At 55.9% G+C, this 22,319-nt stretch carries 23 protein-coding genes and 2 tRNA genes; 13 read left to right on the top strand and 12 right to left on the bottom strand.

Going from position 1 to position 22,319, the window contains the following annotated elements; genetic code table 11:
• Positions 1-44: 44 nt before the first annotated feature.
• From rpsO to C2U68_RS11320, 8 genes are all read right to left on the bottom strand, one after another.
• Positions 45-314, bottom strand: coding sequence for a 30S ribosomal protein S15 (gene rpsO / locus C2U68_RS11355; protein WP_064021993.1), 270 nt, complete (start codon positions 312-314; stop codon positions 45-47).
• Positions 315-420: 106 nt separating this feature from the next.
• Positions 421-1,338 carry a tRNA pseudouridine(55) synthase TruB gene (gene truB / locus C2U68_RS11350; RefSeq protein ID WP_140912603.1) on the bottom strand — a complete coding sequence of 306 codons (918 nt, stop codon included), beginning with the start codon at positions 1,336-1,338 and terminating at the stop codon, positions 421-423.
• Entirely contained in the window at positions 1,338-1,733 is a 396-nt protein-coding gene (gene rbfA / locus C2U68_RS11345; protein WP_140912602.1) for a 30S ribosome-binding factor RbfA, read from the bottom strand. Before rbfA ends, truB begins: the two co-directional genes overlap by 1 nt.
• Positions 1,734-1,735: 2 nt before the next feature.
• Positions 1,736-4,399: a translation initiation factor IF-2 gene (gene infB, locus C2U68_RS11340; RefSeq protein ID WP_140912601.1), complete on the bottom strand. Its 2,664-nt coding sequence runs from the start codon at positions 4,397-4,399 to the stop codon at positions 1,736-1,738.
• A 14-nt stretch (positions 4,400-4,413) separates the two neighbouring features.
• Complete coding sequence (gene nusA, locus C2U68_RS11335; protein WP_140912600.1) at positions 4,414-5,925, bottom strand: transcription termination factor NusA; 1,512 nt, start codon at positions 5,923-5,925, stop codon at positions 4,414-4,416.
• Positions 5,915-6,400 (bottom strand): ribosome maturation factor RimP, encoded by a 486-nt coding sequence (rimP, locus tag C2U68_RS11330; RefSeq protein WP_140912599.1) that lies wholly within the window; start codon positions 6,398-6,400, stop codon positions 5,915-5,917. The genes nusA and rimP overlap by 11 nt, the downstream gene beginning before the upstream one ends.
• A gap of 147 nt (positions 6,401-6,547) precedes the next feature.
• Positions 6,548-6,623, bottom strand: a tRNA-Phe gene (locus tag C2U68_RS11325).
• A 22-nt stretch (positions 6,624-6,645) separates the two neighbouring features.
• Positions 6,646-6,721: transfer RNA gene (locus C2U68_RS11320), tRNA-Phe, on the bottom strand.
• A gap of 208 nt (positions 6,722-6,929) precedes the next feature.
• On the opposite strand from C2U68_RS11320, the gene C2U68_RS11315 reads away from it, so the two are divergent.
• Both C2U68_RS11315 and dhaK read left to right on the top strand, forming a co-directional pair.
• Positions 6,930-7,751, top strand: a complete 822-nt coding sequence (locus C2U68_RS11315; protein WP_140912598.1) for an HAD-IIA family hydrolase — start codon at positions 6,930-6,932, stop codon at positions 7,749-7,751.
• Positions 7,752-7,778: 27 nt separating this feature from the next.
• Positions 7,779-8,765, top strand: coding sequence for a dihydroxyacetone kinase subunit DhaK (gene dhaK / locus C2U68_RS11310; RefSeq protein ID WP_140912597.1), 987 nt, complete (start codon positions 7,779-7,781; stop codon positions 8,763-8,765).
• 17 nt (positions 8,766-8,782) lie between these two features.
• On the opposite strand, the gene dhaL is transcribed toward dhaK, so the two are convergent.
• Both dhaL and C2U68_RS11300 read right to left on the bottom strand, forming a co-directional pair.
• Positions 8,783-9,421, bottom strand: a complete 639-nt coding sequence (dhaL, locus tag C2U68_RS11305) for a dihydroxyacetone kinase subunit DhaL (RefSeq protein ID WP_140912596.1) — start codon at positions 9,419-9,421, stop codon at positions 8,783-8,785.
• Between the two features lie 171 nt (positions 9,422-9,592).
• The gene (locus tag C2U68_RS11300) at positions 9,593-10,120 is read right to left on the bottom strand and encodes a hypothetical protein (protein WP_140912595.1); all 528 of its coding nucleotides are present in this window, start codon (positions 10,118-10,120) and stop codon (positions 9,593-9,595) included.
• A 261-nt stretch (positions 10,121-10,381) separates the two neighbouring features.
• Between C2U68_RS11300 and C2U68_RS11295 the strand changes: the two genes are divergently transcribed.
• From C2U68_RS11295 to cpdA, 9 genes are all read left to right on the top strand, one after another.
• On the top strand, positions 10,382-11,554 hold the full coding sequence (locus tag C2U68_RS11295; RefSeq protein WP_140912594.1) for an acetylornithine transaminase: 1,173 nt from the start codon (positions 10,382-10,384) through the stop codon (positions 11,552-11,554).
• A 6-nt stretch (positions 11,555-11,560) separates the two neighbouring features.
• Complete coding sequence (argF, locus tag C2U68_RS11290; protein WP_140912593.1) at positions 11,561-12,460, top strand: ornithine carbamoyltransferase; 900 nt, start codon at positions 11,561-11,563, stop codon at positions 12,458-12,460.
• Between the two features lie 49 nt (positions 12,461-12,509).
• Positions 12,510-13,148, top strand: coding sequence for a TIGR04211 family SH3 domain-containing protein (locus C2U68_RS11285; protein WP_140912592.1), 639 nt, complete (start codon positions 12,510-12,512; stop codon positions 13,146-13,148).
• A gap of 100 nt (positions 13,149-13,248) precedes the next feature.
• Positions 13,249-15,099: a dihydroxy-acid dehydratase gene (ilvD, locus tag C2U68_RS11280; RefSeq protein WP_140912591.1), complete on the top strand. Its 1,851-nt coding sequence runs from the start codon at positions 13,249-13,251 to the stop codon at positions 15,097-15,099.
• 126 nt (positions 15,100-15,225) lie between these two features.
• Positions 15,226-15,717: a rod shape-determining protein gene (locus tag C2U68_RS11275; protein WP_140912590.1), complete on the top strand. Its 492-nt coding sequence runs from the start codon at positions 15,226-15,228 to the stop codon at positions 15,715-15,717.
• A gap of 31 nt (positions 15,718-15,748) precedes the next feature.
• On the top strand, positions 15,749-16,576 hold the full coding sequence (locus tag C2U68_RS11270; protein WP_140912589.1) for a helix-turn-helix domain-containing protein: 828 nt from the start codon (positions 15,749-15,751) through the stop codon (positions 16,574-16,576).
• 74 nt (positions 16,577-16,650) lie between these two features.
• Entirely contained in the window at positions 16,651-17,967 is a 1,317-nt protein-coding gene (argA, locus tag C2U68_RS11265) for an amino-acid N-acetyltransferase (protein WP_140912588.1), read from the top strand.
• Between the two features lie 31 nt (positions 17,968-17,998).
• Positions 17,999-18,451: a GDP-mannose mannosyl hydrolase gene (locus C2U68_RS11260; protein WP_140912587.1), complete on the top strand. Its 453-nt coding sequence runs from the start codon at positions 17,999-18,001 to the stop codon at positions 18,449-18,451.
• Between the two features lie 3 nt (positions 18,452-18,454).
• On the top strand, positions 18,455-19,243 hold the full coding sequence (cpdA, locus tag C2U68_RS11255; RefSeq protein ID WP_140912586.1) for a 3',5'-cyclic-AMP phosphodiesterase: 789 nt from the start codon (positions 18,455-18,457) through the stop codon (positions 19,241-19,243).
• Here the strand turns inward: cpdA and rppH are convergent.
• On the bottom strand, positions 19,240-19,767 hold the full coding sequence (gene rppH / locus C2U68_RS11250; RefSeq protein WP_140912585.1) for an RNA pyrophosphohydrolase: 528 nt from the start codon (positions 19,765-19,767) through the stop codon (positions 19,240-19,242). The two genes, cpdA and rppH, sit on opposite strands and share 4 nt — an antisense overlap.
• A gap of 153 nt (positions 19,768-19,920) precedes the next feature.
• Between rppH and C2U68_RS11245 the strand changes: the two genes are divergently transcribed.
• On the top strand, positions 19,921-20,574 hold the full coding sequence (locus tag C2U68_RS11245; RefSeq protein ID WP_140912584.1) for an HAD family hydrolase: 654 nt from the start codon (positions 19,921-19,923) through the stop codon (positions 20,572-20,574).
• 5 nt (positions 20,575-20,579) lie between these two features.
• On the opposite strand, the gene C2U68_RS11240 is transcribed toward C2U68_RS11245, so the two are convergent.
• Complete coding sequence (locus tag C2U68_RS11240; RefSeq protein WP_140912583.1) at positions 20,580-20,810, bottom strand: sulfurtransferase TusA family protein; 231 nt, start codon at positions 20,808-20,810, stop codon at positions 20,580-20,582.
• Between the two features lie 74 nt (positions 20,811-20,884).
• On the opposite strand from C2U68_RS11240, the gene cysG reads away from it, so the two are divergent.
• The gene (gene cysG, locus C2U68_RS11235) at positions 20,885-22,273 is read left to right on the top strand and encodes a siroheme synthase CysG (protein ID WP_140912582.1); all 1,389 of its coding nucleotides are present in this window, start codon (positions 20,885-20,887) and stop codon (positions 22,271-22,273) included.
• The last annotated feature ends 46 nt before the right edge of the window (positions 22,274-22,319 follow it).

The raw sequence follows: 22,319 nt of genomic DNA, 5'->3' as shown, positions 1-22,319 counted from the left end.
CCCTAAAGCAGAAACGGCGCCCCATGCGCCGTTTCCAGATTGTGTTACTTGCGGATACCCAGGCGTTCAATCAAGGAACGGTAACGCGCCACATCGGTGTTTTTCAAATAATCCAACAGTTTGCGGCGTTGGTTAACCATGCGCAACAGACCGCGGCGCGAATGATTGTCTTTCTTGTGGGTAGCGAAGTGCGGAGTCAGTTGGTTGATATTGGCGGTCAACAAGGCAACCTGGACTTCAGTCGAGCCGGTATCGGATTCCGACAAACGGTATTCTTCAACGACGGCTTTTTTTTGTTCTGCAGTTAATGACATTCTTAATCCCTATCGATTAATTTTGATTTTAAAAAACCATCTGACGATGGCAAGGATGGCACCGTCTCCGCAATAGGGTGCAGCGACGATGCATAGACCCGGATAATCAAACAGTTTGACTATCCAGATGAAACAGTTTTTTCGGGGCTAGTTTACCATCCATTGAAATTTCCCCCAACCCCAAAAAACACTCAGGCGAATAGATTCTGACCCGCTCGGCAGCGGCTTCCGCCACTCGGATACGCTGCCCCTGGCGAACCCGCTCCGCTTGTTCGGCAGTCAAAGCAATTTCCGGCATGCCCAGCAACGGTTGGTCCAATGCGATCAAAACCTGCTGCAATTGTTCAGAATCCATTGCCTGCAACCCCTCCAACGTATGAGCTTGGCCGATGTCAAACATGCCCGCAGCGGTGCGGCGCAGCATCTTGACACTGGCGCAACTGCCCAAGCGATGGCCGATATCTTCGGCAAGCGAACGAATGTAAGTGCCTTTGGAACAGGAGACATCCAGCGTCAAGCTGCCGCGCTCGAAATCGGCCGCCACCAACTGCAGCTGGTATATTTTGATACGTCTAGCCTGCCGCTCGACGGTCTTGCCCGCCCTGGCCAACTCATACAGTTTTTGGCCTTGATATTTGAGCGCGGAGTACATCGGCGGCACTTGCTCGATCTCGCCGAGAAATTCAGTCAGACACTCCAGCAGGCGACGCTTATCCAACGGCGGCACCGGCATTTCGGCAATGACTTTACCTTCACTGTCGCCGGTATCGGTCATTACCCCCAACTGAATCGTCACCAAGTAACGCTTGTCGTCGTCCAGCATTAACGCCGATACTTTGGTCGCTTCGCCGAAACAAAGCGGTAGAAGCCCGGTGGCAAGCGGGTCCAACGCCCCGGTATGGCCCGCTTTGTTGGCATTGAACAACCTTTTTACTTCCTGCAGCGCCTGATTCGAAGACACCCCCAGCCGTTTATCGAGCAGCACGATGCCGTGCACATCGCGCCCAGACTTGCGTTTCGCCATTAAACGTCCTGTTCCGGAGTATCGTCGCTAGCCGCAACGGGCTTACCGCCTTCCAAATCGTGCAACAGCGCCGCGACGCGCATACCGGTATCGAACGAATTGTCGTAGTAAAAATGTAATTCGGAGATATGCCGCAAACGCATCCGCTTCGCCAACTCATGGCGAATGAACGGCGATATCTCGTTCAACACTTTGACATTGGCTGCCTTACCGGCATCGTCGGCGTTCAATACCGTGACGAAAATTTTCGCCACCGCCAGATCCCTGGACAGCTCGACCTCGTTGATCGTCACGAAACCAAGCCGACTATCCTTGACGTCGCGCTGCATGATGATGGCCAATTCCTTCTGCATCTCCGAAGCGACCCGCTGGCTGCGGCCGAATTCTCTGCCCATGCTTAGATTTCCCGCTTCACTTCGATACGTTCGTAAACTTCGATCTGGTCGCCGGCTTTGACGTCGTTATAATTTTTGACGCCGATACCGCACTCCATGCCCATTTTGACTTCGTTGACGTCGTCTTTGAAGCGACGCAACGACTCCAATTGGCCTTCGAAAATCACCACGTTGTTACGCAGCACCCGGATCGGCAAATTGCGCTTGACGAAGCCGTCGACGACCATACAGCCGGCGATCGCGCCGAACTTCGGCGAACGGAATACGTCGCGCACCTCGGCCAAACCGACGATCTTTTCCTGAATGTCCGGCGCCAGCATGCCGCTGATCGCACGCTTAACTTCATCGATCGCCTCGTAAATGATGCTGTAGTAATGCAGATCGATATCTTTTTCTTCGATCAACTTACGCGCGACCGCATCGGCACGAACGTTGAAACCGATCAAAATTGCATTGGAAGCGAGCGCCAGATTGGCGTCGCCTTCGTTGATACCGCCGACACCGCCGTAAATACACTTGACTTGCACTTCCTCGGTCGACAGGCCCACCAGTGATTCGCGCAAGGCTTCCAAACTGCCCTGTACGTCGGTTTTGATGACGACATTGAGAGTCGAGGTCTCGCCCGCAGACATCCGGGAGAAGACGTCATCCAGTTTCGACGCATGCTGCGCGGCATGACGGCTGGAGCGTTTGCGCTCTTCACGGTGCGCAGCCAGTTCCCGCGCCACCCGCTCGTTTTGCACGACCAGGAACTCGTCGCCGGCATCCGGCGTACCGGACAAGCCCAAAATCTCGACCGGCGCGCTGGGGCCAGCTGACTTGATCGCATGCGAATTCTCGTCGAACATCGCCCGAATCCGGCCGTATTCGTGTCCGCATAAGACGAACTCGCCTTTGCTCAGCGTACCCTTTTGAATCAGCACCGTAGCCACCACGCCGCGGCCTTTGTCCAGACGCGACTCGATACAGACACCGGAAGCCACCCCGTCTTTCGGCGCTTTCAGCTCCAATACCTCGGCCAGCACAATCAACGCCTCGATCAAGTCGTCGATACCGGCACCGGTTTTGGCGGAAACTTTCAGGAACTGCACGTCGCCGCCCCATTCTTCCGGCACCACGTTCAACGTAGCCAATTCCTGCATGACTCGGTCCGGATTGGCTTCCGGTTTGTCGATTTTATTCAGGGCGACGATGATCGGCACGTTGGCGGCGCGAGCATGGTCGATTGCCTCCTTGGTTTGCGGCATCACGCCGTCGTCGGCAGCAACCACGACGATAACGATGTCGGTGACTTCCGCACCACGCGCCCGCATCGCGGTAAATGCAGCGTGACCCGGTGTATCGAGGAAAGTTACCGAACCGTGGTCGGTTTTGACCTGATAGGCACCGATATGCTGGGTAATACCGCCAGCCTCCCCGGCAGCGACACGGGTTTTACGGATGTAATCCAGTAACGAGGTCTTACCGTGGTCGACGTGACCCATGATGGTCACGATCGGAGCTCTAGCCGATAGCTTGACCTCTCCGGCCTCGCCGATCACTTCCGCCAGCATTTCCTGCTCGAAATCGTCCTCGCTTTGCATGATGGCTTTGTGTCCCATCTCTTCAACCAAAATCACCGCAGTTTCCTGATCGATGGTCTGATTGATGGTGGTCATGATGCCCAACTTCATCAAGTGCTTGATCACTTCGGCGGCCTTGATGTTCATTTTCTGCGCCAGATCGGAGACCACGATAGTCTCCGGAATGGTGACTTCGTAAACGGTAGGCGCTTGCGGTTTTTCGAATTTGTGGCGAGCCTGATGCAGATCGATCTCGAATTCAGGTTTTTCCCGACGCGGGGCCGGTTTCGCTTTCTTGGCCTTGCCGCGCCGCGCATCACCGCCGCCGCCACGATCGACTTCGACATCCGGAGTAGGACCGCGTGAAGGCTTGAATTCGGCTTTTTTCTTATGCAGCGTCTGCTGTTGCTTGGCTTCGGCTTTCTTTTTGACCTTCTCAGCCGTTCTTTGTACCGCCGCTTCCAAGCGCTGCTTCTTTTCTTCCTCCAAACGCTGCTCTTCGGTCAACTCCACCGGTTTGGCGGGTACCTGAACTGCAGCGGCCGCAACTTCCGACTTAGCCTCCGCGACGGGTTCCTGTTGAACCGCGACCGGTTGCTCCAACTCCTGGGCGGCAGCTGGCGCTGGTGGTTCGACAGCCACAACCACGTCTTCCTCGACGGCCTTGGGTTTCAGCTCGATTTGCTGCTTGCGTCTTTCCTCTTCCAGCAGTTGCTGTTTGCGTTGTTCTTCCAGAGCTTGTTTGGCCAGCTCCGCTTGCCGCTGCTCATCGCTACCGGGTAAATCGCTACGCTTGATATATGTCTTTTGCTTGCGCACTTCGACGCTAACCGTTTTCACCGCGGCACCGGGCGGAGTCGATTGCTTCAATTCGGTCTTGGTGCTGCGTTTCAGCGTAATGCGCTTGGGCGTTGCCGCTTCCTGATCGGCATCGGTCTTACCGTGGCGTTTTCGCAAATGGGCGAGCAGTTTGACTTTTTCGTCGTCGTCAATGACGTCGTCCGGCGCGCTGGCGCTCAAACCGGCTTCCTTCAACTGCTCCAAAAAACGTTCCAGAGGGATGCCTACAACTTCCGCTAATTCCTGTACTGTTTTATCGCTCATAATCTCCTCCGGCCTCAGCCCTTATCCTCTGCGAACCAAGACTCGCGGGCTTTCATGATTAGTTTACCAGCACGCTCTTCGGTCATTCCGGTAAATTCGATAATATCATCGATGGCCTGTTCCGCCAGATCGTCCAAAGTCACGATACCTTTGGCAGCCATTTCCCTGGCCAACTCAGCGCTCATTCCTTCCATGGCCAGCAGCTCCGGACTGGGTTCGGCGGTTTCGATCTTTTCTTCCGAGACAATCGCGCTGATTAACAACGCGTCTTTGGCCCGGCTGCGCAAGGCTTCGACCAACTCTTCGTCGAAGCCTTCGATTTCCAGCATTTCGTCGACCGGAATGTAAGCAATTTCCTCGATATTATTCAAACCGACATCGACCAGGACGTCGGCGATTTCTTCATCCACATCCAACAGCTCCATGAACTGTTGTTTGGCTTTCGCCGCAGCTTCGTCGTGACTCTTGCCGACCTGGGCTGCGTCGAGAATATTCAATTCCCACCCGGTCAGCTCGGTAGCCAGCCTGACGTTTTGGCCGCCGCGGCCGATCGCCTGCGACAGACTGTCGGTCGCCACCGCCACATCCATGCTGTGTTTATCTTCGTCGACCACGATCGATTGGATTTCAGCCGGCGACATGGCGTTAATCACGAACTGCGCGTCGTTGGCATTCCACAAAATAATGTCCACCCGTTCGCCCGCCAGTTCATTGGAAATGGCCTGGACCCGGGAACCGCGCATACCGACACAAGCACCGACCGGGTCCAATCGCGGATCGTTGGCTCTGACCGCAATTTTTGCCCGCGACCCCGGATCGCGGGCCGCAGCCAATATGTCGATCAAACCTTCACCCACTTCCGGCACTTCCAGACGGAACAGTGCAATCAGCAACTCCGGCGCGGTGCGACTGACAAACAGTTGCGGCCCGCGCGGCTCGGAGCGAACCGCTTTCAAATAGCCGCGCACCCGGTCGCCCATCCGCACCGGCTCCTTCGGAATCATATCTTCCCGGGCGATATAAGCCTCGACGTGACCGCCAAGGTCCAGGTAAACGCTGCCTTTTTCCAGTCTTTTGACGACACCGGTCACCAATTCGCCGACTCGGTCTTGGTATGCCTCGACGATTTTCTTGCGTTCCGCTTCGCGCACTTTCTGAATGATCACCTGCTTGGCGGTTTGCGCGGCAATCCGGCAAAATGCAACTGACTCGATCTCTTCTTCGACATAGTCGCCGACTTGCACCTCGGGATTATCCAACTGTGCAGCTTCCAACAGAATTTGCCAGCCGGGATGCTCGACATCGCCGTTGATTTCCGGATTGGCGTCGACAACCTGCCAGCGGCGGTAGGTCAGATAGTCCCCGGTATGGCGGTTAACTGCCACCCGAACTTTGACCGGATTTTCGTAACGTTTGACAGTGGCCGCTTCCAAGGCCGATTCGATCGCCTGAAAGATAATTTCCTTATCGATTTCTTTTTCGTTGGCAAAAACATCCGCCACCAACAGAATTTCTTTATTCGCCACTGCGACCTCCTTTATTAAAATCGTAATCCGGCGCCAAGCGCGCCTTGCTCATTGCCTGAAACGGCACGCTGAATAATTTTTCGCCTTCTTGAATCACAACCGTCTCGCCATCGACGCTTTTGATTTCGCCAGTAAGCTTGCGGCGCTTATCGATGGGTTTAAACAAACTGATATTGACTTTGCTGCCGATAAAACGCTGAAACTGGCTCAGCTTGAAAAACGGCCGATCGGCACCGGGCGAAGACACTTCCAACTGGTATTCGCCGGGAATCGGATCTTCGACGTCGAGCATCCCGCTCAACTGGTGACTGACTTTGGTACAGTCGTCCAACAAAATACCCTGTTCGTTGTCGATATAAACGCGCAGCATGCCATGCGAGGGATGCGGGTTATATTCGATGCCAACGCATTCGTAACCCAGTCCTTCTACGATGGGCTCGATCAAATCCACCAAGTGTTCCGGAGCCTGTTTCATTGCCGTCTTGCCTTTTCAAACCCAAAAAAAAAGAGCCTCAGGCTCTTCCATAAACGTTAAACACTGCCATGGGATTCCAATTTCGAAAGCCCACAAAACAAAAAACCCCATAAAGGGGCTTTCGGTTTCTCAAACCACGCTTAGGAATGGTGCCCAAGGACAGAATCGAACTGTCGACACGAGGATTTTCAGTCCTCTGCTCTACCGACTGAGCTACCTGGGCTACGGCCTATCCAAAAAATCTGTGGTGCCCAAGGACAGAATCGAACTGTCGACACGAGGATTTTCAGTCCTCTGCTCTACCGACTGAGCTACCTGGGCGGCGCTAAGAGCCGTGCATTAAACTAGGTTATCCGGATTTAGTCAAGCAAAAAACACAGATACCGCCACGAACTGGACAGCAAGCGGTTTTTTATGCAATTCTTCGCCGCCTGTTGGCCGGCCGCTGAAAGGTCCGGCTTCGCTCGGTTTCAGCCGATTTTACGACAGGCATTTGCCCATTCGCCAACTTCGACCATCAAATCCAGTTATGCAAGAATTCAATGACGTCCGCGGCTTAATCATCGACATGGACGGCGTACTGTGGCATGGCGACCGCCCGCAGGCCGGGATTGTCGAATTTTTCCAGACCCTGAGAGACAGGCGCCTGCGGTTCGTACTTGCCACCAATAACGCCAGCATGACCGCCGACCAGTACGTCGCCAAACTGGCCGGCATGAGCGTCAAAGTCGAATTGGACGAAATTCTGACCTCCGGCATGGCCACCGCGCTGTATCTGGCACAGCGCTACCCGCCGCAGGCGACCCGCGTATTCGTGATCGGCGGCATCGGCGCCCGCCAGCCACTATTGGACTTGGGCTTTACCCTAACCGGACTCTACGAAACCGAACCGGAAACGCGCGCTCAATTGGTAGTTTGCGGCATGGACCGCGAGCTGAGCTGGGACAAACTCGCCACCGCGACCTTGAACCTACGTGCCGGCGCCCACTTCATCGGCACCAACGGCGACATGTCGCTACCCACCGAGCGCGGCGAAACCCACGGCAACGGCGCGATTCTGGCCGCATTGACCGCCACGACCGGCGTCAAGCCGATGATCATCGGCAAACCCGAACCGATCATCTACCGCCAGGCGCTTGGCTTGCTGAACACGCCCCCCGAACAGACCATCGCCATCGGCGACCGCCTGGACACCGACATTCTCGGCGCAGTGCGTACCGGCATCCGTAGCCTGATGGTGTTGAGCGGCGTTTCCAGCCAGGCCGATGTCGACACCTCCGACTTCGGCCCGACCTGGATCGTACCGGACATTCGCGACATCACCCAAATGTTACTCGACTTACCGGCCTGACCCTTTTTCCATTCGCGGGGACACTTCATGAAAAAATTCATCGACGATCCGAATAGCTTGCTGGACACCAGTCTGCAAGGGTTTGCAAAAGCACACGCCGACATCCTGGAATTGAATCCGGAACCGCGCTTTGTCTACCGCAAGCAACGAAAATCCGGCAAAGTGGCGCTAATCTCCGGCGGCGGCTCCGGTCACGAACCGCTGCACAGCGGCTTCGTCGGCTTCGGCATGCTTGACGCCGCTTGCCCGGGCCAAGTCTTCACCTCGCCAACCCCCGACCAAATGATCGCCGCGGCAGAGACCGTCGACGGCGGAGCCGGCATATTGTTTATCGTCAAAAATTACGCCGGCGACGTGATGAACTTCGAAATGGCCGGCGAAATGCTGGCCTTGCCGAATGCCAGCGTATTGGTCAACGACGATATTTCGCTGCCGAAATCACATAGCATCGGCCGGCGCGGCGTCGCCGGCACCACCATTATTGAAAAAATCGTCGGTGCCGCGGCCGAAGCCGGTGCCGACCTCGCTACTTGCAAAGCACTGGGCGAGCGCGTCAATCAAACGACCGCATCGCTCGGGGTAGCGCTGACCAGCTGCACCGTGCCCGCACTGGGCCACCCGACTTTCGCGCTCAATGAAGACGAAATGGAATACGGCGTCGGCATCCACGGCGAACGTGGCCGGGAAACCGTCAAACTAGCCAGGGCTAGCGAAATCGTTGCCCAATTGTCCGAACATATCGCAGACGAACTGCCGATCTCACCCGGTCAAAACGCCTTACTGCATGTGAATGGTTTCGGCGCAACGCCATTGATAGAGCTACATTCGATTTACGAGCTGGCTTGGCAGCAATTCAACCGGCGCGGGATACGGATTCAACGCTCACTCGTCGGCAACTTCACCACTTCGCTGGATATGGCCGGCTGTTCGCTGACCCTGACATTGCTTGACGACGAGTTACTGCGCTACTGGGATGCACCGGTGAATACCGCGGCGTTGCGCTGGGGCTGTTAGCGCGGCCGCGACCGGATTTAAGCGACCACAAAATCCAGCACGTCGGCGATCGCAGAGATCATCAGCTGCGCGGTCTTGGCACCAGCGTCGACATGGCCTTTGCTGCGCTCGCCCAAAAACGACGCCCTGCCCTTGGTTGCGACCATATCCCGCGTCGCTTCAGCCCCTTCCGTCGCGACTTGACGCAAACGCGCCAAAATCGTCGGCAGCGCACTGTTCGCCGCCGCCTCTGCCTGCAAAGCCTGAGCGGCCGGCACCAATACGTCGAGCATGGTTTTCTCGCCGACATCCGCCTTGCCGCGCTGTTTGACCGCTTCCACCGCCAGCAACAAAGCTTCAGAGAATCCCCGGAGATCCAGGGATTTACCCTGACTGCTCTTCGCCAAACCGATAAACAAGGTGGCGTACAAAGATCCGGAGGCGCCGCCAACGGCGGACATTACCGTCATACCTATCTTTTGCCAGGCCGCTGGCCAATCCAAGGTTGCAATGTCATCGGCATGTTGCTGTAAAGCCAGCAAACCGCGCTGCAAATTGAAAACATGGTCGCCGTCGCCTATCGCCTGATCCAATTCGGTAACCGCATCGGCATTGGCGTCGATCGCGGCGATCAAGGCCCGGATCAGCTCCGGAAATATTACGGGGGTAATCGGCATACCGCCTCCTGCATATTGATAAAGCGCTCGAGCATAGCCAAAGCAGCGCCAGTCTGTCCAGCAGTTGGAAACCGCCCTATCTTGTTCTGCAGTGCGGAGCAATTAGCGAGGAATAACGTCTTGGTTAAGCCCCGAATAGATTCAGGCAGCAACAGCGAACCAGGATTTCAATCAGCTCTCTTCAGATCCCGCCTCGTTATCTACGGAATCTAAGGACAACAGCAACTCGCTTTCCTCCAACGGAACAGTGAATCGGTATTTCTCCTGCAGATAATCGTGCAACCAAGCATCGGTATCGGTCCGTTTTTGCGGCAGAGCTTCGTTCATCTGCAATAACCGTTGCCGCACCGCATGCCGCGGCAACAATAACAGTTCGATATCGGCCATCGATACGAATTTTTCCGGCTCGGGATTGCGGCCGTTGAAGATTTTAAACAACTGGTGTTTTTTTAAGCCCAAATGGGTATTAAGTTCGTTTTTAAACTCGATGAACAGCGGCAACAAATCGCTGCCAACACAAGCGTCGTCATGGAGCTTGTGCAAGCGATTCAATAAATGATAAACGGCAAAGCGGTACAACTCCGACTCGCGCACCAATAGTCTCGCGGCAGTCGAACGCACTGCAATCCGGTCGGAATTATTCAGCCTTATCGAAACGATGTGTTTTTTATCGTCTATCAGATGCTCGTTCTCGCTCAACGCAAATCCCTTGAAAGTTAACCCCAAGCCGGCCGAAACGGCTGTAAATGGCGGAACTCTACTGCATCAATATTACAAATTTATAACAATGCCGGCCGCTTGCCCGGCAAGAGTTTGTTTTAAAACTGCCGGACGCGAATCCGGCACAAACAATGCCCAGGCAACCGAAACTATTGTTTGCTTCCACAGCTATTAAAAAATATAATCGCGCGCTTTTTTCAAGCGAACTGCGTTTTTCAAAACACCTTCAGAGCCTTGCTAATGACCAGCCATATCATGCCCACTTACGCCCGCCAGTCGGTCACTTTTTCGCGCGGAGAAGGCGCGTGGTTGTGGGACAGCGAAGGGCGACGCTATCTGGATGCAGTGGCCGGTATCGCCGTTTGCAGCCTGGGCCACGCCCATCCCGCAGTCCACGAAGCCGTATGCCGGCAAAGCAAGACCCTGTTGCATACGTCCAATTTGTACGGCGTGGAATTACAGGCGCAATTGGCCGACCGTTTGATCGCACTGAGCGGTATGGACAATGTGTTTTTCGCCAACTCCGGCGCCGAGGCCAACGAAGCCGCCATCAAGATTGCCCGCAAGTACGGTCATCAACGCGGCATCGACAATCCGGTAGTGATAACCATGGAAAAGAGCTTCCACGGCCGTACCATGGGCACCTTGAGCGCGACCGGCAACAGCAAGATCAAACAAGGTTTTGCACCGTTATTGGCCGGCTTCAGCCATGTACCTTACAACGATATTCCGGCGCTGGAAGCCGCCATCGCAGCGGACAGCAACATCGTGGCGATCATGGCGGAACCGGTACAAGGCGAAGGCGGTGTCAACATCCCGGCCGCCGACTATCTGAACCGGATTCGCGAGCTGTGCGACCGCCATAACTTGCTGATGATATTGGATGAAATCCAGACCGGCGTCGGCCGTACCGGAAAATTTCTGGCTTATCAACACAACGCTATTTTGCCCGACGTCTGCACCATGGCGAAGGCCTTGGGCAACGGTGTGCCGATCGGCGCCTGCCTGGCACGCGGCCAAGCGGCCGAAGTACTGACAGCCGGCAACCACGGCTCGACCTTCGGCGGCAACCCGTTGGCGTGTAGCGCTGCCCTGGCAGTACTGGAAACCTTGACCGGCTCCGGCTTGATCGGACAAGCGGCCGAGAAAGGCGAAAAAATCCAGGCGGCGTTGAAACTGGCCCTGGCCGGCAATCCGCACATCGTCTCGATCCGCAACAAAGGCTTGATGATTGGCGTCGAACTGGACCGGCCCTGCGGTGAACTGGTCGGCATTGCCTTGGCCCACGGCCTGCTGATCAACGTCACGGCTGACAACACCATCCGTTTATTGCCGCCGTTGATTATCGACGACGCCCAAATTACGACGCTGACCGAAACTTTGGCGGCGCTCATTCAGGACTTTAGCAGGTAAATCGCCATGCAACCCAGACACTTCATCAGCCTGCTGGACTTAACCAGCGCCGAGCTCCATGCCTTGATTCTTCGCGCCATGGAGCTGAAACGCCATCGCGATCCCAACTATCAACCGCTGAAAGGCAAAGTGCTGGCGATGATTTTCGAAAAATCCTCGACCCGGACCCGAATCTCGTTCGAAGCCGGTATGGCCCAGTTCGGCGGCACCGCGCTGTTTTTGTCGCCGCGCGACACCCAACTCGGCCGCGGCGAACCGCTGGAAGACAGCGCGAAAGTGATTTCCAGCATGGTGGACTGCATCATGCTGCGCACCCACAAACACGAGACCGTCACTACTTTCGCCCAGCACTCGCGGGTTCCGGTGATCAACGGCCTCACCGATTTGAAACACCCCTGCCAATTGCTGGCGGATATGCAGACCTATTTCGAGTTTCGCGGCGACATCGCCGGCAAGACGGTAGCCTGGATCGGCGACGGCAACAATATGTGCCACTCTTACATCAACGCCGCCCGCCAGTTCGGCTTTAAACTGAATATCGCCTGCCCGGTCGATTACCGCCCGCTGCAAAGCATCGTCGATCCGGCCGGCGAGCGGGTCGCGTTCTTCAATACACCGGAACAGGCCGCGCATCAGGCCGACTTGGTCGTCACCGACGTCTGGGCCAGCATGGGCCAGGAAGAGGAGCAAAAGAAACGCGAATTCGTGTTCAAAGACTTCCAGGTCAACGCCGCCACCATGGCTGCCGCCAAACCCGACGCACTGTTCATGCATTGCCTGCCGGCGCACCGCGGCGAAGAAGTCACCGCCGACGTGATCGACGGCCCGCAAAGTGTGGTTTTTCCGGAAGCGGAGAACCGTCTGCACGCTCAGAAAGCGTTGCTGGAATTTCTCATCTGTCGATAATTTCGCTAGAATCGACGCTTTATTCAAAAGCCGACCGACGAGTGATACCGTGAAAAAGTCCTTTATTTGCTTCTTTGCCTGTCTGTTTTTCACCAATATCGCGGCAGCCAGAACGGCCTATGTCACGGATAAAGTCGAAGTCCCTTTACGTAGCGGCGAAAGCGAGCGCACCAAAATCGTCAAGATGCTGGAAAACGGCGCGCCGGTTACGGTATTGGGCGACAATACCGAAAACGGTTACACCTATATCCAGACTGGTAGTGGCGCCGAAGGCTTTATCCTCAGCCGCTATCTGACCGGCGAACCCAGCGCCCGCAACCAACTTGAAGCCGTGAACAAAAAACTGGAAGCCTTGTCTGAAGAAAACAAGCAACTGAAAGCTTCTCAGGCCGGCAGCCAGGAAATCGGCAAGGAACGCGACAAGCTCAGTGCCGAACTCAGCGAATTGCAGCAAACCGCCGCTAACGCGATCCAATTGAAGCAGCAACGCGACCAGTTGCAGGAACGCGTCATCGCAGTCGAACGCGAACTGCAGCAATTGAAACGGGAAAATCTGGCCTTGACCGACAACACCAACCAGGACTGGTTTCTGTACGGCGGCGGCCTGTCTCTGTTCGGCGTGTTGCTCGGCTTCATCCTGCCCAAATTGAGCTGGCGCCGCCGCTCCAGCAGTTGGGATACCTTCTAGTTTTTTATTACTTAGCCGTGCGATAAACTCGCGGCTGATACACCTTCCCCGGCGGCCGTATACAACGGCCGCTTTCCGCTTTAAGTAGGAATCACCCACCATGCCTGCATACCGCTCATACACCACTACCCAAGGCCGCAACATGGCAGGCGCCCGCGCATTGTGGCGCGCCACCGGCATGAAAGAAGGCGACTTCAACAAACCGATCATTGCCGTCGCCAACTCCTTCACCCAGTTCGTGCCCGGCCACGTACACTTGAAAGACTTGGGCCAATTAGTCGCCCGCGAGATCGAACAAGCCGGCGGCGTCGCCAAGGAATTCAATACCATCGCCGTTGACGACGGCATCGCGATGGGCCACGACGGCATGCTCTACAGCCTGCCCAGTCGGGATTTGATCGCCGACAGCGTCGAATACATGGTCAACGCCCATTGCGCCGATGCACTGGTCTGCATTTCCAACTGCGACAAAATCACCCCCGGCATGTTGATGGCGGCGATGCGCCTGAACATTCCGGTAATCTTCGTCTCCGGCGGCCCGATGGAAGCCGGCAAAGTCCGCTTGGCCGAAGGCGCGGACATCAAAAAACTGGATTTGATCGACGCGATGGTGATGGCGGCCGACAGCAAAGTCTCCGATAGCGATCTAGCGGCGGTCGAGCGCTCGGCCTGCCCGACCTGCGGCTCCTGCTCCGGCATGTTCACCGCCAACTCGATGAACTGCCTGACCGAAGCGCTGGGCCTGTCCTTGCCGGGCAATGGCACCGTGGTCGCCACCCATGCCGACCGCGAGCAACTATTCAAACAGGCCGGCCGCCGCATCGTCGAACTGGCTAAGCAATATTACGAACAAAACGACGAATCGGTGCTGCCGCGCGCGGTCGGCTTCAAAGCCTTCGAAAACGCCATCGCGCTGGATATTGCAATGGGCGGTTCGACCAACACCATTTTGCACTTACTGGCGATTGCCCTGGAAGCCGGTATCGATTTCACGATGGCCGACATCGACCGTATGTCGCGCGTGGTGCCGCAGCTGTGCAAAGTCGCGCCGAATACCAACAAATACCACATCGAAGACGTCCATCGCGCCGGTGGCATCATGGCGATTCTGGCCGAGCTGAACCGGGCCGGCAAACTGCATACCGACGTACCGACCGTACATGCCAAAACCTTGGGCGAAGCCTTGGCGGAATGGGACGTGATGAACAACCCCAGCGATGCGGTAAAAGCCTTTTACATGGCCGGCCCGGGCGGCATTCCAACGCAAGTTGCTTTCAGCCAAAACGCGCGCTGGCCCAGCTTGGACCTGGACCGTGCCGAGGGCTGCATTCGCTCGTTCGAGCATGCCTTCAGCCAGGAAGGCGGTCTGGCAGTGCTGCACGGCAACATCGCGTTGGACGGCTGTGTGGTCAAAACCGCCGGGGTCGACGACAGCCTTTTGGTATTCGAAGGCAGCGCCCATGTGGTTGAGTCGCAGGACGAGGCCGTGGAAAACATCCTGGCCGATAAAGTCAAAGCCGGCGACGTGGTCGTCGTTCGCTACGAAGGTCCACGCGGCGGCCCGGGTATGCAGGAAATGTTGTATCCGACCAGCTACATCAAATCCAAGGGCTTAGGCAAAGCTTGCGCGCTGCTGACCGACGGCCGTTTCTCCGGCGGCACTTCGGGTCTGTCGATCGGCCATTGTTCGCCGGAGGCAGCGGCCGGCGGCGCGATCGGCTTGCTGAAAAACGGCGACCGCATCAGGATCGATATTCCCAACCGCTCGATCAACGTCTTGCTGTCCGACGAGGAGCTGGCGCAACGCCGGGCCGAACAGGACAAGCTGGGTTGGAAACCGGCCAAGCCGCGCCCGCGCAAAGTATCCGTCGCCTTGAAAGCCTATGCAGCCTTCGCTACCTCGGCCGATAAAGGTGCGGTCAGGGATTTGTCGAAGCTCGCAGCAGATTGAGCTCGCCAGACCGAACCGGTACTGGCGATGGCCGGGTTTGAGACAGCTTACAGTTTCAAACCCGCGGTCGGCTTTCAACAGGATTCCAGATAGCGACACCAGATCAAACCACGTTTGGACGATTCAATGCTCGCCTATTTTCGCAACACGCTTTATATCGCTATAACGCCCGAGTTAATCGAAATCACCCATGCCGAAACCGGACTTAAACTGGCCGAACCGCCCTTACTGGCATTAGAGATCAAGGGGGGCCGAGATACAATTGTTGCAGTGGGATCAATGGCAAAACAGCTAGCCGGTAGGCCCAATGTCCGCATCGAAAACGGCTTCGCCCATCCCCGCACCCTGCTGGCGGATTTCGCCGTCGCCGAACGCACCCTGCGTTATTTGATTAAACAAGCCTTACCGAAGCGCTTCTTCGTCGCCAAACCCCTTGTAGTGCTGCATCCCTTAGCCATGCTGGAAGGCGGCTTGACTCAAATCGAAATTCGCGCTTTTGCAGAGTTGGTCAGCGTGGCCGGCGCATCCCAAGCCTACGTTTGGCAGGGGCCAAGGTTGACCACAGAACAATTAGGCAAACGCAGCTTTCCTGAAGATGGCCGGCTATTGTTTCCCTAACATACCCCCCATTCGAAATCGCCATTCCGACGTGAAACGTTTCTTACTGCTACTCCTGAACATCTGGAAACAAAAACTGAAAATCTATTTTCTGGCCGCCTGGATCGGCGCCGGGATGGGGATTTTTCTGTTGGCGCCCAGTTACGATTACATCAGTTCGCGCGAACGCAATGCCGACCCGATTTCGTCGATAGAATTCGTCATCGGCCAGTTTACCGAGGTGATGACTGGGCAGATCAACCAGAATAATTTGATCCTGTTCTACGCTGAAATCGGCGCGCTCCTGGGTTTGCTGTCGCTCGGCTTTTACCAGATGCTGCATAAACGCCTGGTCGACCTGGATGCCTTGAAAGCCGAGCTGGAAAAAGACCTGCCGACCATCATCCGCCAGGGCGAAGGGCCGTTGCTGGAGTTCAAATCGACGTTGCGCTGGGATTTGCAGGAGCAGCGCGTGAATCGGACTCTGGAAGGCGTCGTATTGAAAACGCTGGCCGGATTTTTCAACAGCCACATCGGCGGCACGTTACTGATCGGAGTCGCCGATAACGGCGAGATCGTCGGTCTGGAACCGGACTTTCAGACTTTGAAAAAATGCGATCAGGACGGTTTCGAACAAACCCTGATCACTGCGATCGCCGAGAATTTGGGAGCGGACCTGTGTCGCTTTGTGCATATCTTGTTTCACAAGATCGACCACAAAGACGTGTGTCGGGTCATCGTCTCGCCGGCCTTGCGGCCGGTGTTCCTCAGCATCGGCAATACACCTAAGTTTTTCGTCCGTACCGGCGGTGGCACCCGCGACCTGAACATCCAGGAAGCGCTGGAATATGTCGCCGGCCGCTGGAAATCTCTTAAGTAAAGGGGATTCCGCGCCGGTAGCGGTATCATCGGCCGCCGGTTAAACTAGCCCAATACGAATCAACACTCTTACCAATGGAACAACAGCCCACCTTCGTCACCTGGTTTAGAAATTCGTCGCCTTATATCCATGCCCACCGCAATCGCACCTTTGTGATTTTCTTCGGCGGCAATGCGGTCGGCGAAACCGATTTCGACAATCTGATTCACGATTTCGCGTTGCTGAAAAGCCTGGGCGTCAGGCTGGTGCTGGTCTACGGTATCAGGGCCCAGATCGACGAACAATTGGCGGAACACGGCGATACGCCGAAATTCCACCACCACTTGCGCATCACCGACGCCACCACCTTGCAATACGTCAAACAGGCGGCCGGCCTGGTTCGGGTCGAAATCGAAGCCTTGCTGTCGATGGGCGTTTCCGGTTCGCCGATGGCCGGCGCCCAAATCCGGGTCGCCTCCGGCAACTTCGTTACCGCAAAACCGCTCGGCGTGCTGGACGGCATCGACTACTGCTACACCGGCACGGTGCGCAAGATCGACGCCCAGGCCATTCATCAGCAACTGGACCAAAACAATGTGGTGCTGATTTCACCGGTCGGCTATTCGCCTAGCGGCGAGGTGTTCAACCTATCCGCCGAAGAAGTCGCCACCGAGGTGGCGATTGCGCTGCAGGCGGAGAAACTGATTTTATTGACCGAGCAAACCTGCGTCGATCCGGCCTCAGGCGCTGCACTGTTACAACTGACTACCGACCAAGCCGCGGAATTGCTGAATAAAACCCCGGCACTGCCGGACGCCGTCGCCCGACCGTTGACGGCGGCGATGCAAAGCTGCCGCCGTGGCGTGCAGCGCGCCCATCTGATCAACCGCCATGTCGACGGCGCCTTGCTGCTGGAACTGTTTACCCGCGACGGCGTCGGCACCCTGGTCAGTTCCACCGCCTTCGAAACCATCCGCTCGGCGACGCTGGACGATATCGGCGGCATCATGGAACTGATCAAACCGTTGGAAGCCCAGGGCATTCTGGTCAAACGTTCGCGGGAAAAACTGGAGATGGAAATCGGCGACTATATAGTTATCGAGCGCGACGGCCTGATTATCGGCTGCACCGCATTCCACGTCATGACCGATGCCGGCAGCGCCGAACTGGCCTGTCTGGCAGTGCATGGCGACTATCGCCAGGGTGGGCGTGGCGATAGCCTGCTGAATTACCTGGTCAGTCAGGCTCGAGCCCGCAACATTCGCCGCCTGTTCGTCCGTACCACCCAGACTTTGCATTGGTTCGTCGAACGCGGCTTCGTAGCCTGTGCGATCGAAGATTTGCCGGCGCCGATGCAGAGCGCCTACAACTACCAACGCAACTCCAAGCTGCTATATAAAGACGTAATTTAATTCAATCCGCTCATCTACCGAGGGACTCGCCATGCTCGCCAAACAGGACTTTCTCAACGTGGTCGATTTAACGCCGCTGGTATCGATCGATTTGATCGTCAGCTCCGCCGACGGCAAGATTCTGATGGGTCAACGCCTCAACCAGCCGGCCCAAGGTTATTGGTTCGTGCCGGGCGGCAGAATTTACAAATCGGAAACGCTGGAACAAGCGTTCCGGCGGATCACCGAAACCGAACTGGGCCAAATTTACGAAATTGGCGACGGCCGCTTGGTTGGCGCCTTTACCCATTTATACGACACCAATTTTGCCGACGCACCGGGAATCAGCACCCATTACGTGGTGCTGGGCTACCAACTGAATATGGGACTCGAGTCTGCGCAGCTGCCGCAGCAGCAACACAGCGCGTATCGCTGGATCGGCGCCGACGACGATTTAAGTCAAGTCCACCCGAACAGCCAGGCTTATCTGCCTTATCTGCGCTAAGCGATGTCGACGCTGAAAATTCTACAGCTGACCGACCTGCACATTCTGCCGCATGCCGGCGCTACTTTGCTGGGCGTAGACCCCGAATATTACTTCGCCCAAGTGTTGGACGCGGCTCATACGAGACACGGCAGCTTCGACCTGATCGTATTGACCGGCGACCTGGGCCAAGATCCGGGCCCGGACAGTTACCGGCGTATCGCCGACCGCTTGCAACGCTACGCCAGCCCCTGTCTGTTTCTGCCTGGCAATCACGACGATTGGCCGTTAATGCAAACCGAATTAAATCGGAACCAACTAAGTTGCGGCAAACACCGGCTATTTCCGCATTGGCAAATTATCGGATTGAACAGCCAAAAGCCCGGTTATCCTGGAGGTTATCTGGCTGACGCCGAATTGCTGTTTTTAAACGCGACCTTGGAAACTTGCAATTTGCCGGCCGTACTGGCGGTGCACCATCATTGCGTTGCCAGCGGCAGTCCGTGGATGGACACCATGATGATCGAGAACGGTGAGGAATTGCTGCAGATTGCGGCAAGATTCCCGCAGGTCAAAGCGATCACCTGCGGTCATTTGCACCAGGAAATGGCAAAGCACTATAGAGGTATTCAAATAGTGTCCGCACCGGCAACTTGCGTGCAGTTCAAGCCCGGCGCCACCGAATTCGAATTGGATGTTAAACCACCCGGCTACCGGGTGTTCGAATTGTACGACGACGGCACGTTGAAGACCGTCTGCTATAGAATCGATGCCGAACAGCCCGAACTCCGGCTGGATTTGAAGAGCTACTAGCCGGCTTCCAATCTGCCAGACAGATAACTTTCGGCATTGACGCCGACATCGTTGGTAATAAGCAAAGCGCCCAACTCGTCCATCGCCTTACGATAAACGCGGCGTTTAAAGTAAACCACGTCCTTCAACGGATACCAGTACTCGACCCATTTCCAGCTATCGAATTCCTGTTTATGGCCGCAATCGAAACGTACCATCGACTCGTCCGTGTTTAAGCGCAAAATGAACCAAATTTGTTTTTGGCCTATACATAGCGGCGTGGAGTTCTTACGGATATAGCGGTCCGGTAACTTATAACGCAACCAGTATCGGGTTCTACCCAACAGTTGCACGTGTTCGGCGCGCAAACCGGTCTCCTCCCACAATTCCCGGTACATCGCGGTTTCCGGGTCCTCGTCGCCATCAATTCCGCCTTGCGGAAACTGCCACGAATTCGCGCCCTTGCGCTTGGCCCAAAACACACGACCCTCGTCATTGCAAAGGATAATCCCGACATTCGGCCGGTATCCTTTCGAGTCTATCATGTAAAAAACCTGTATCATTTGCCGCCCGATTGCTAATGCCGGAATGTTAAAATTAGCAGCGGTACGGCCATTAAAGTTAATGCCGCAATTGTTCCACAAATACTTGGCCGACGCTACCGGCCTTATCTTTTTCTTTACGACGACGGGTTTGCCGTGAGCTTAGCCATTTTCGATTTGGATAACACGCTGATCGCAGACGACAGCGACTTTTTATGGGGCCAGTTTTTGGTCGATCGCGGCATCGTCGACAAAGACCATTACGAACAAGCCAATAAAAAGTTTTACGAGGATTACAAACAAGGCACGCTGGACATCGTCGAATTTCTGCATTTCTCGTTGGCGCCGCTGGCGCAGCACGAGGCCAACCAGCTTTACCGCTGGCGGGAAGAATTCGTTGACAGCCTGATCAAGCCGATCATGTTGGATGCGGCGCGGGCGCTGATCGACCGGCATCGCCAGGCCGGAGACACGCTGCTGGTGATTACCGCGACCAACCGTTTCGTGACCGAACCGATCGTGAAACTGTACGGCATCGACAACTTGCTGGCGACGACGCCCGAATTCAAAGACGGCCGCTACACCGGCAAATTCCAGGGCACGCCCTGCTTTCAACAAGGCAAAGTCGATCTGTTGCGGGATTGGTTGGCCGAATCGGCGGAAACGTTGGAGGGTTCATGCTTTTACAGCGATTCGCATAACGATCTGCCGCTGTTGAACTTGGTAGACCGTCCGGTCGCCGTCGATCCGGACGAAAAACTGAGGCAGGCTGCGGAGTTAGCGAATTGGCCTATCATCAGCCTGCGCTAAGCCCATTATTTTTTTTGGATGTAAAAGATCTGCCGGTCGGCATCCCGTAAATTGTGAACCAATTGGTGTCCTGCCTGATCGATATACACGCCGAAATCCAAATGGGCGGCCGGATCGGTGGCTATGACCTTGACCACCGAGCCGCTGTTGATTTCCATAATGGCTTTTTTCAGGCGCAACAGCGGCAGCGGACACTGTAAACCGCTGGCATCGACTTCCAAATCAAATTCAATCATATCGGTATTCGCTCAATCGCTAATTGACGGCACGTATCATAACATCAACCCCCAGACCCCGAAAATCAAGGACCATGGATTACTTTCCGCTATTTTTAAAACTCAAGGGCCAATCCTGCCTGATTGTTGGTGCCGGCGAAATCGCCAGCCGAAAAATTGAGCTATTGGCAAAAGCCGGAGCCAAAATTAGCGTAGTCGCGCCGGAAGTTAGCGACAGCGTCGCCGACATGGCAAACGCTGGCCTCGTAATGCTGACCCAAAAACCTTTCGCCGATAGCGACCTGGACGGCATGTGCCTAGTGGTTTCGGCCACCGACACCAGAAGCGTCAACGAAGCAGTGGCCCAAGCGGCAAATGCGCGTAACATACCGGTCAATGTAGTCGATAACCCGGACTTATGCAGCTTCATCTTTCCCGCTATCGTCGACCGCTCGCCGTTGACGATCGCGGTCTCTTCCGGCGGCGTATCGCCGGTGTTGGCACGTTTGCTGCGATCCAAGGTGGAAACAGCTATTCCTGGCGCGTTCGGCCTGCTAGGGCAATTTGCCGAGGAGTTCCGGGCATTGGTCAAACAACGCCTACCGGATGCAGCTCGACGCCGAGTATTCTGGGAAGACGCATTACAGGGCAATATTGCCGAGCTGGTGTTCTCCGGGCGCCGCGACCAAGCCGCCGCCGAACTGCAAGCCAAACTGGATGCGGCCGAACAAGCGCAAAGCCGCGGCGAAGTGTATCTGATCGGTGCCGGACCGGGCGATCCTGACTTGCTAACCTTTCGCGCCTTAAGGCTGATGCAGCAGGCGGATGTGGTCGTCTACGACCGGCTGGTATCGAAAGAGATTCTGGAAATGGCCCGCCGCGACGCCGAAAAAATCTACGTCGGCAAGCAACGCAGCAACCACAGCCTGCCACAGGAATCAATCAACGAACTGCTCGCCAATCTGGCCCTATCCGGCAAACGTGTAGCCCGCTTGAAAGGCGGCGACCCGTTTATTTTCGGCCGCGGCGGCGAGGAAATCGAAACGCTGATGCAACAGGGCATTCAGTTTCAAGTGGCACCGGGCATTACCGCCGCGGCCGGCTGTGCCAGCTATGCCGGCATCCCGTTGACCCATCGCGACCACGCCCAATCCTGCACCTTTGTCACCGGCCACTTGAAAGACGGCAATATCAATCTGAACTGGAGCCAACTGGCGGCTCCCAATCAAACCATCGTGATCTATATGGGCTTGGTTGGACTGGAAACGATTTGCCAATCCCTGATCGAACACGGCTGCCCGGCCGACCAACCCATTGCGCTGATTCAGCAAGGTACCACCCGCCACCAACGGGTGATTACCGGGACTTTGAGCGATATGCCGAAAAAAGTGGAGAATGCCGATATCAAGCCGCCGACCTTAATTATTGTCGGTACCGTTGTACGTTTACGCGAACAACTGGAGTGGTTTCTACCCATCTGCTAGGCGATTGCGGGACAATTTCCCGATTTCAGCCAAATTTAAGCTTTGG

Origin of the sequence: Methylomonas koyamae, from assembly GCF_006483455.1 — a bacterium.
Taxonomy (GTDB): domain Bacteria; phylum Pseudomonadota; class Gammaproteobacteria; order Methylococcales; family Methylomonadaceae; genus Methylomonas; species Methylomonas koyamae_B.
This window is presented reverse-complemented; position numbering and strand designations above follow the sequence as displayed.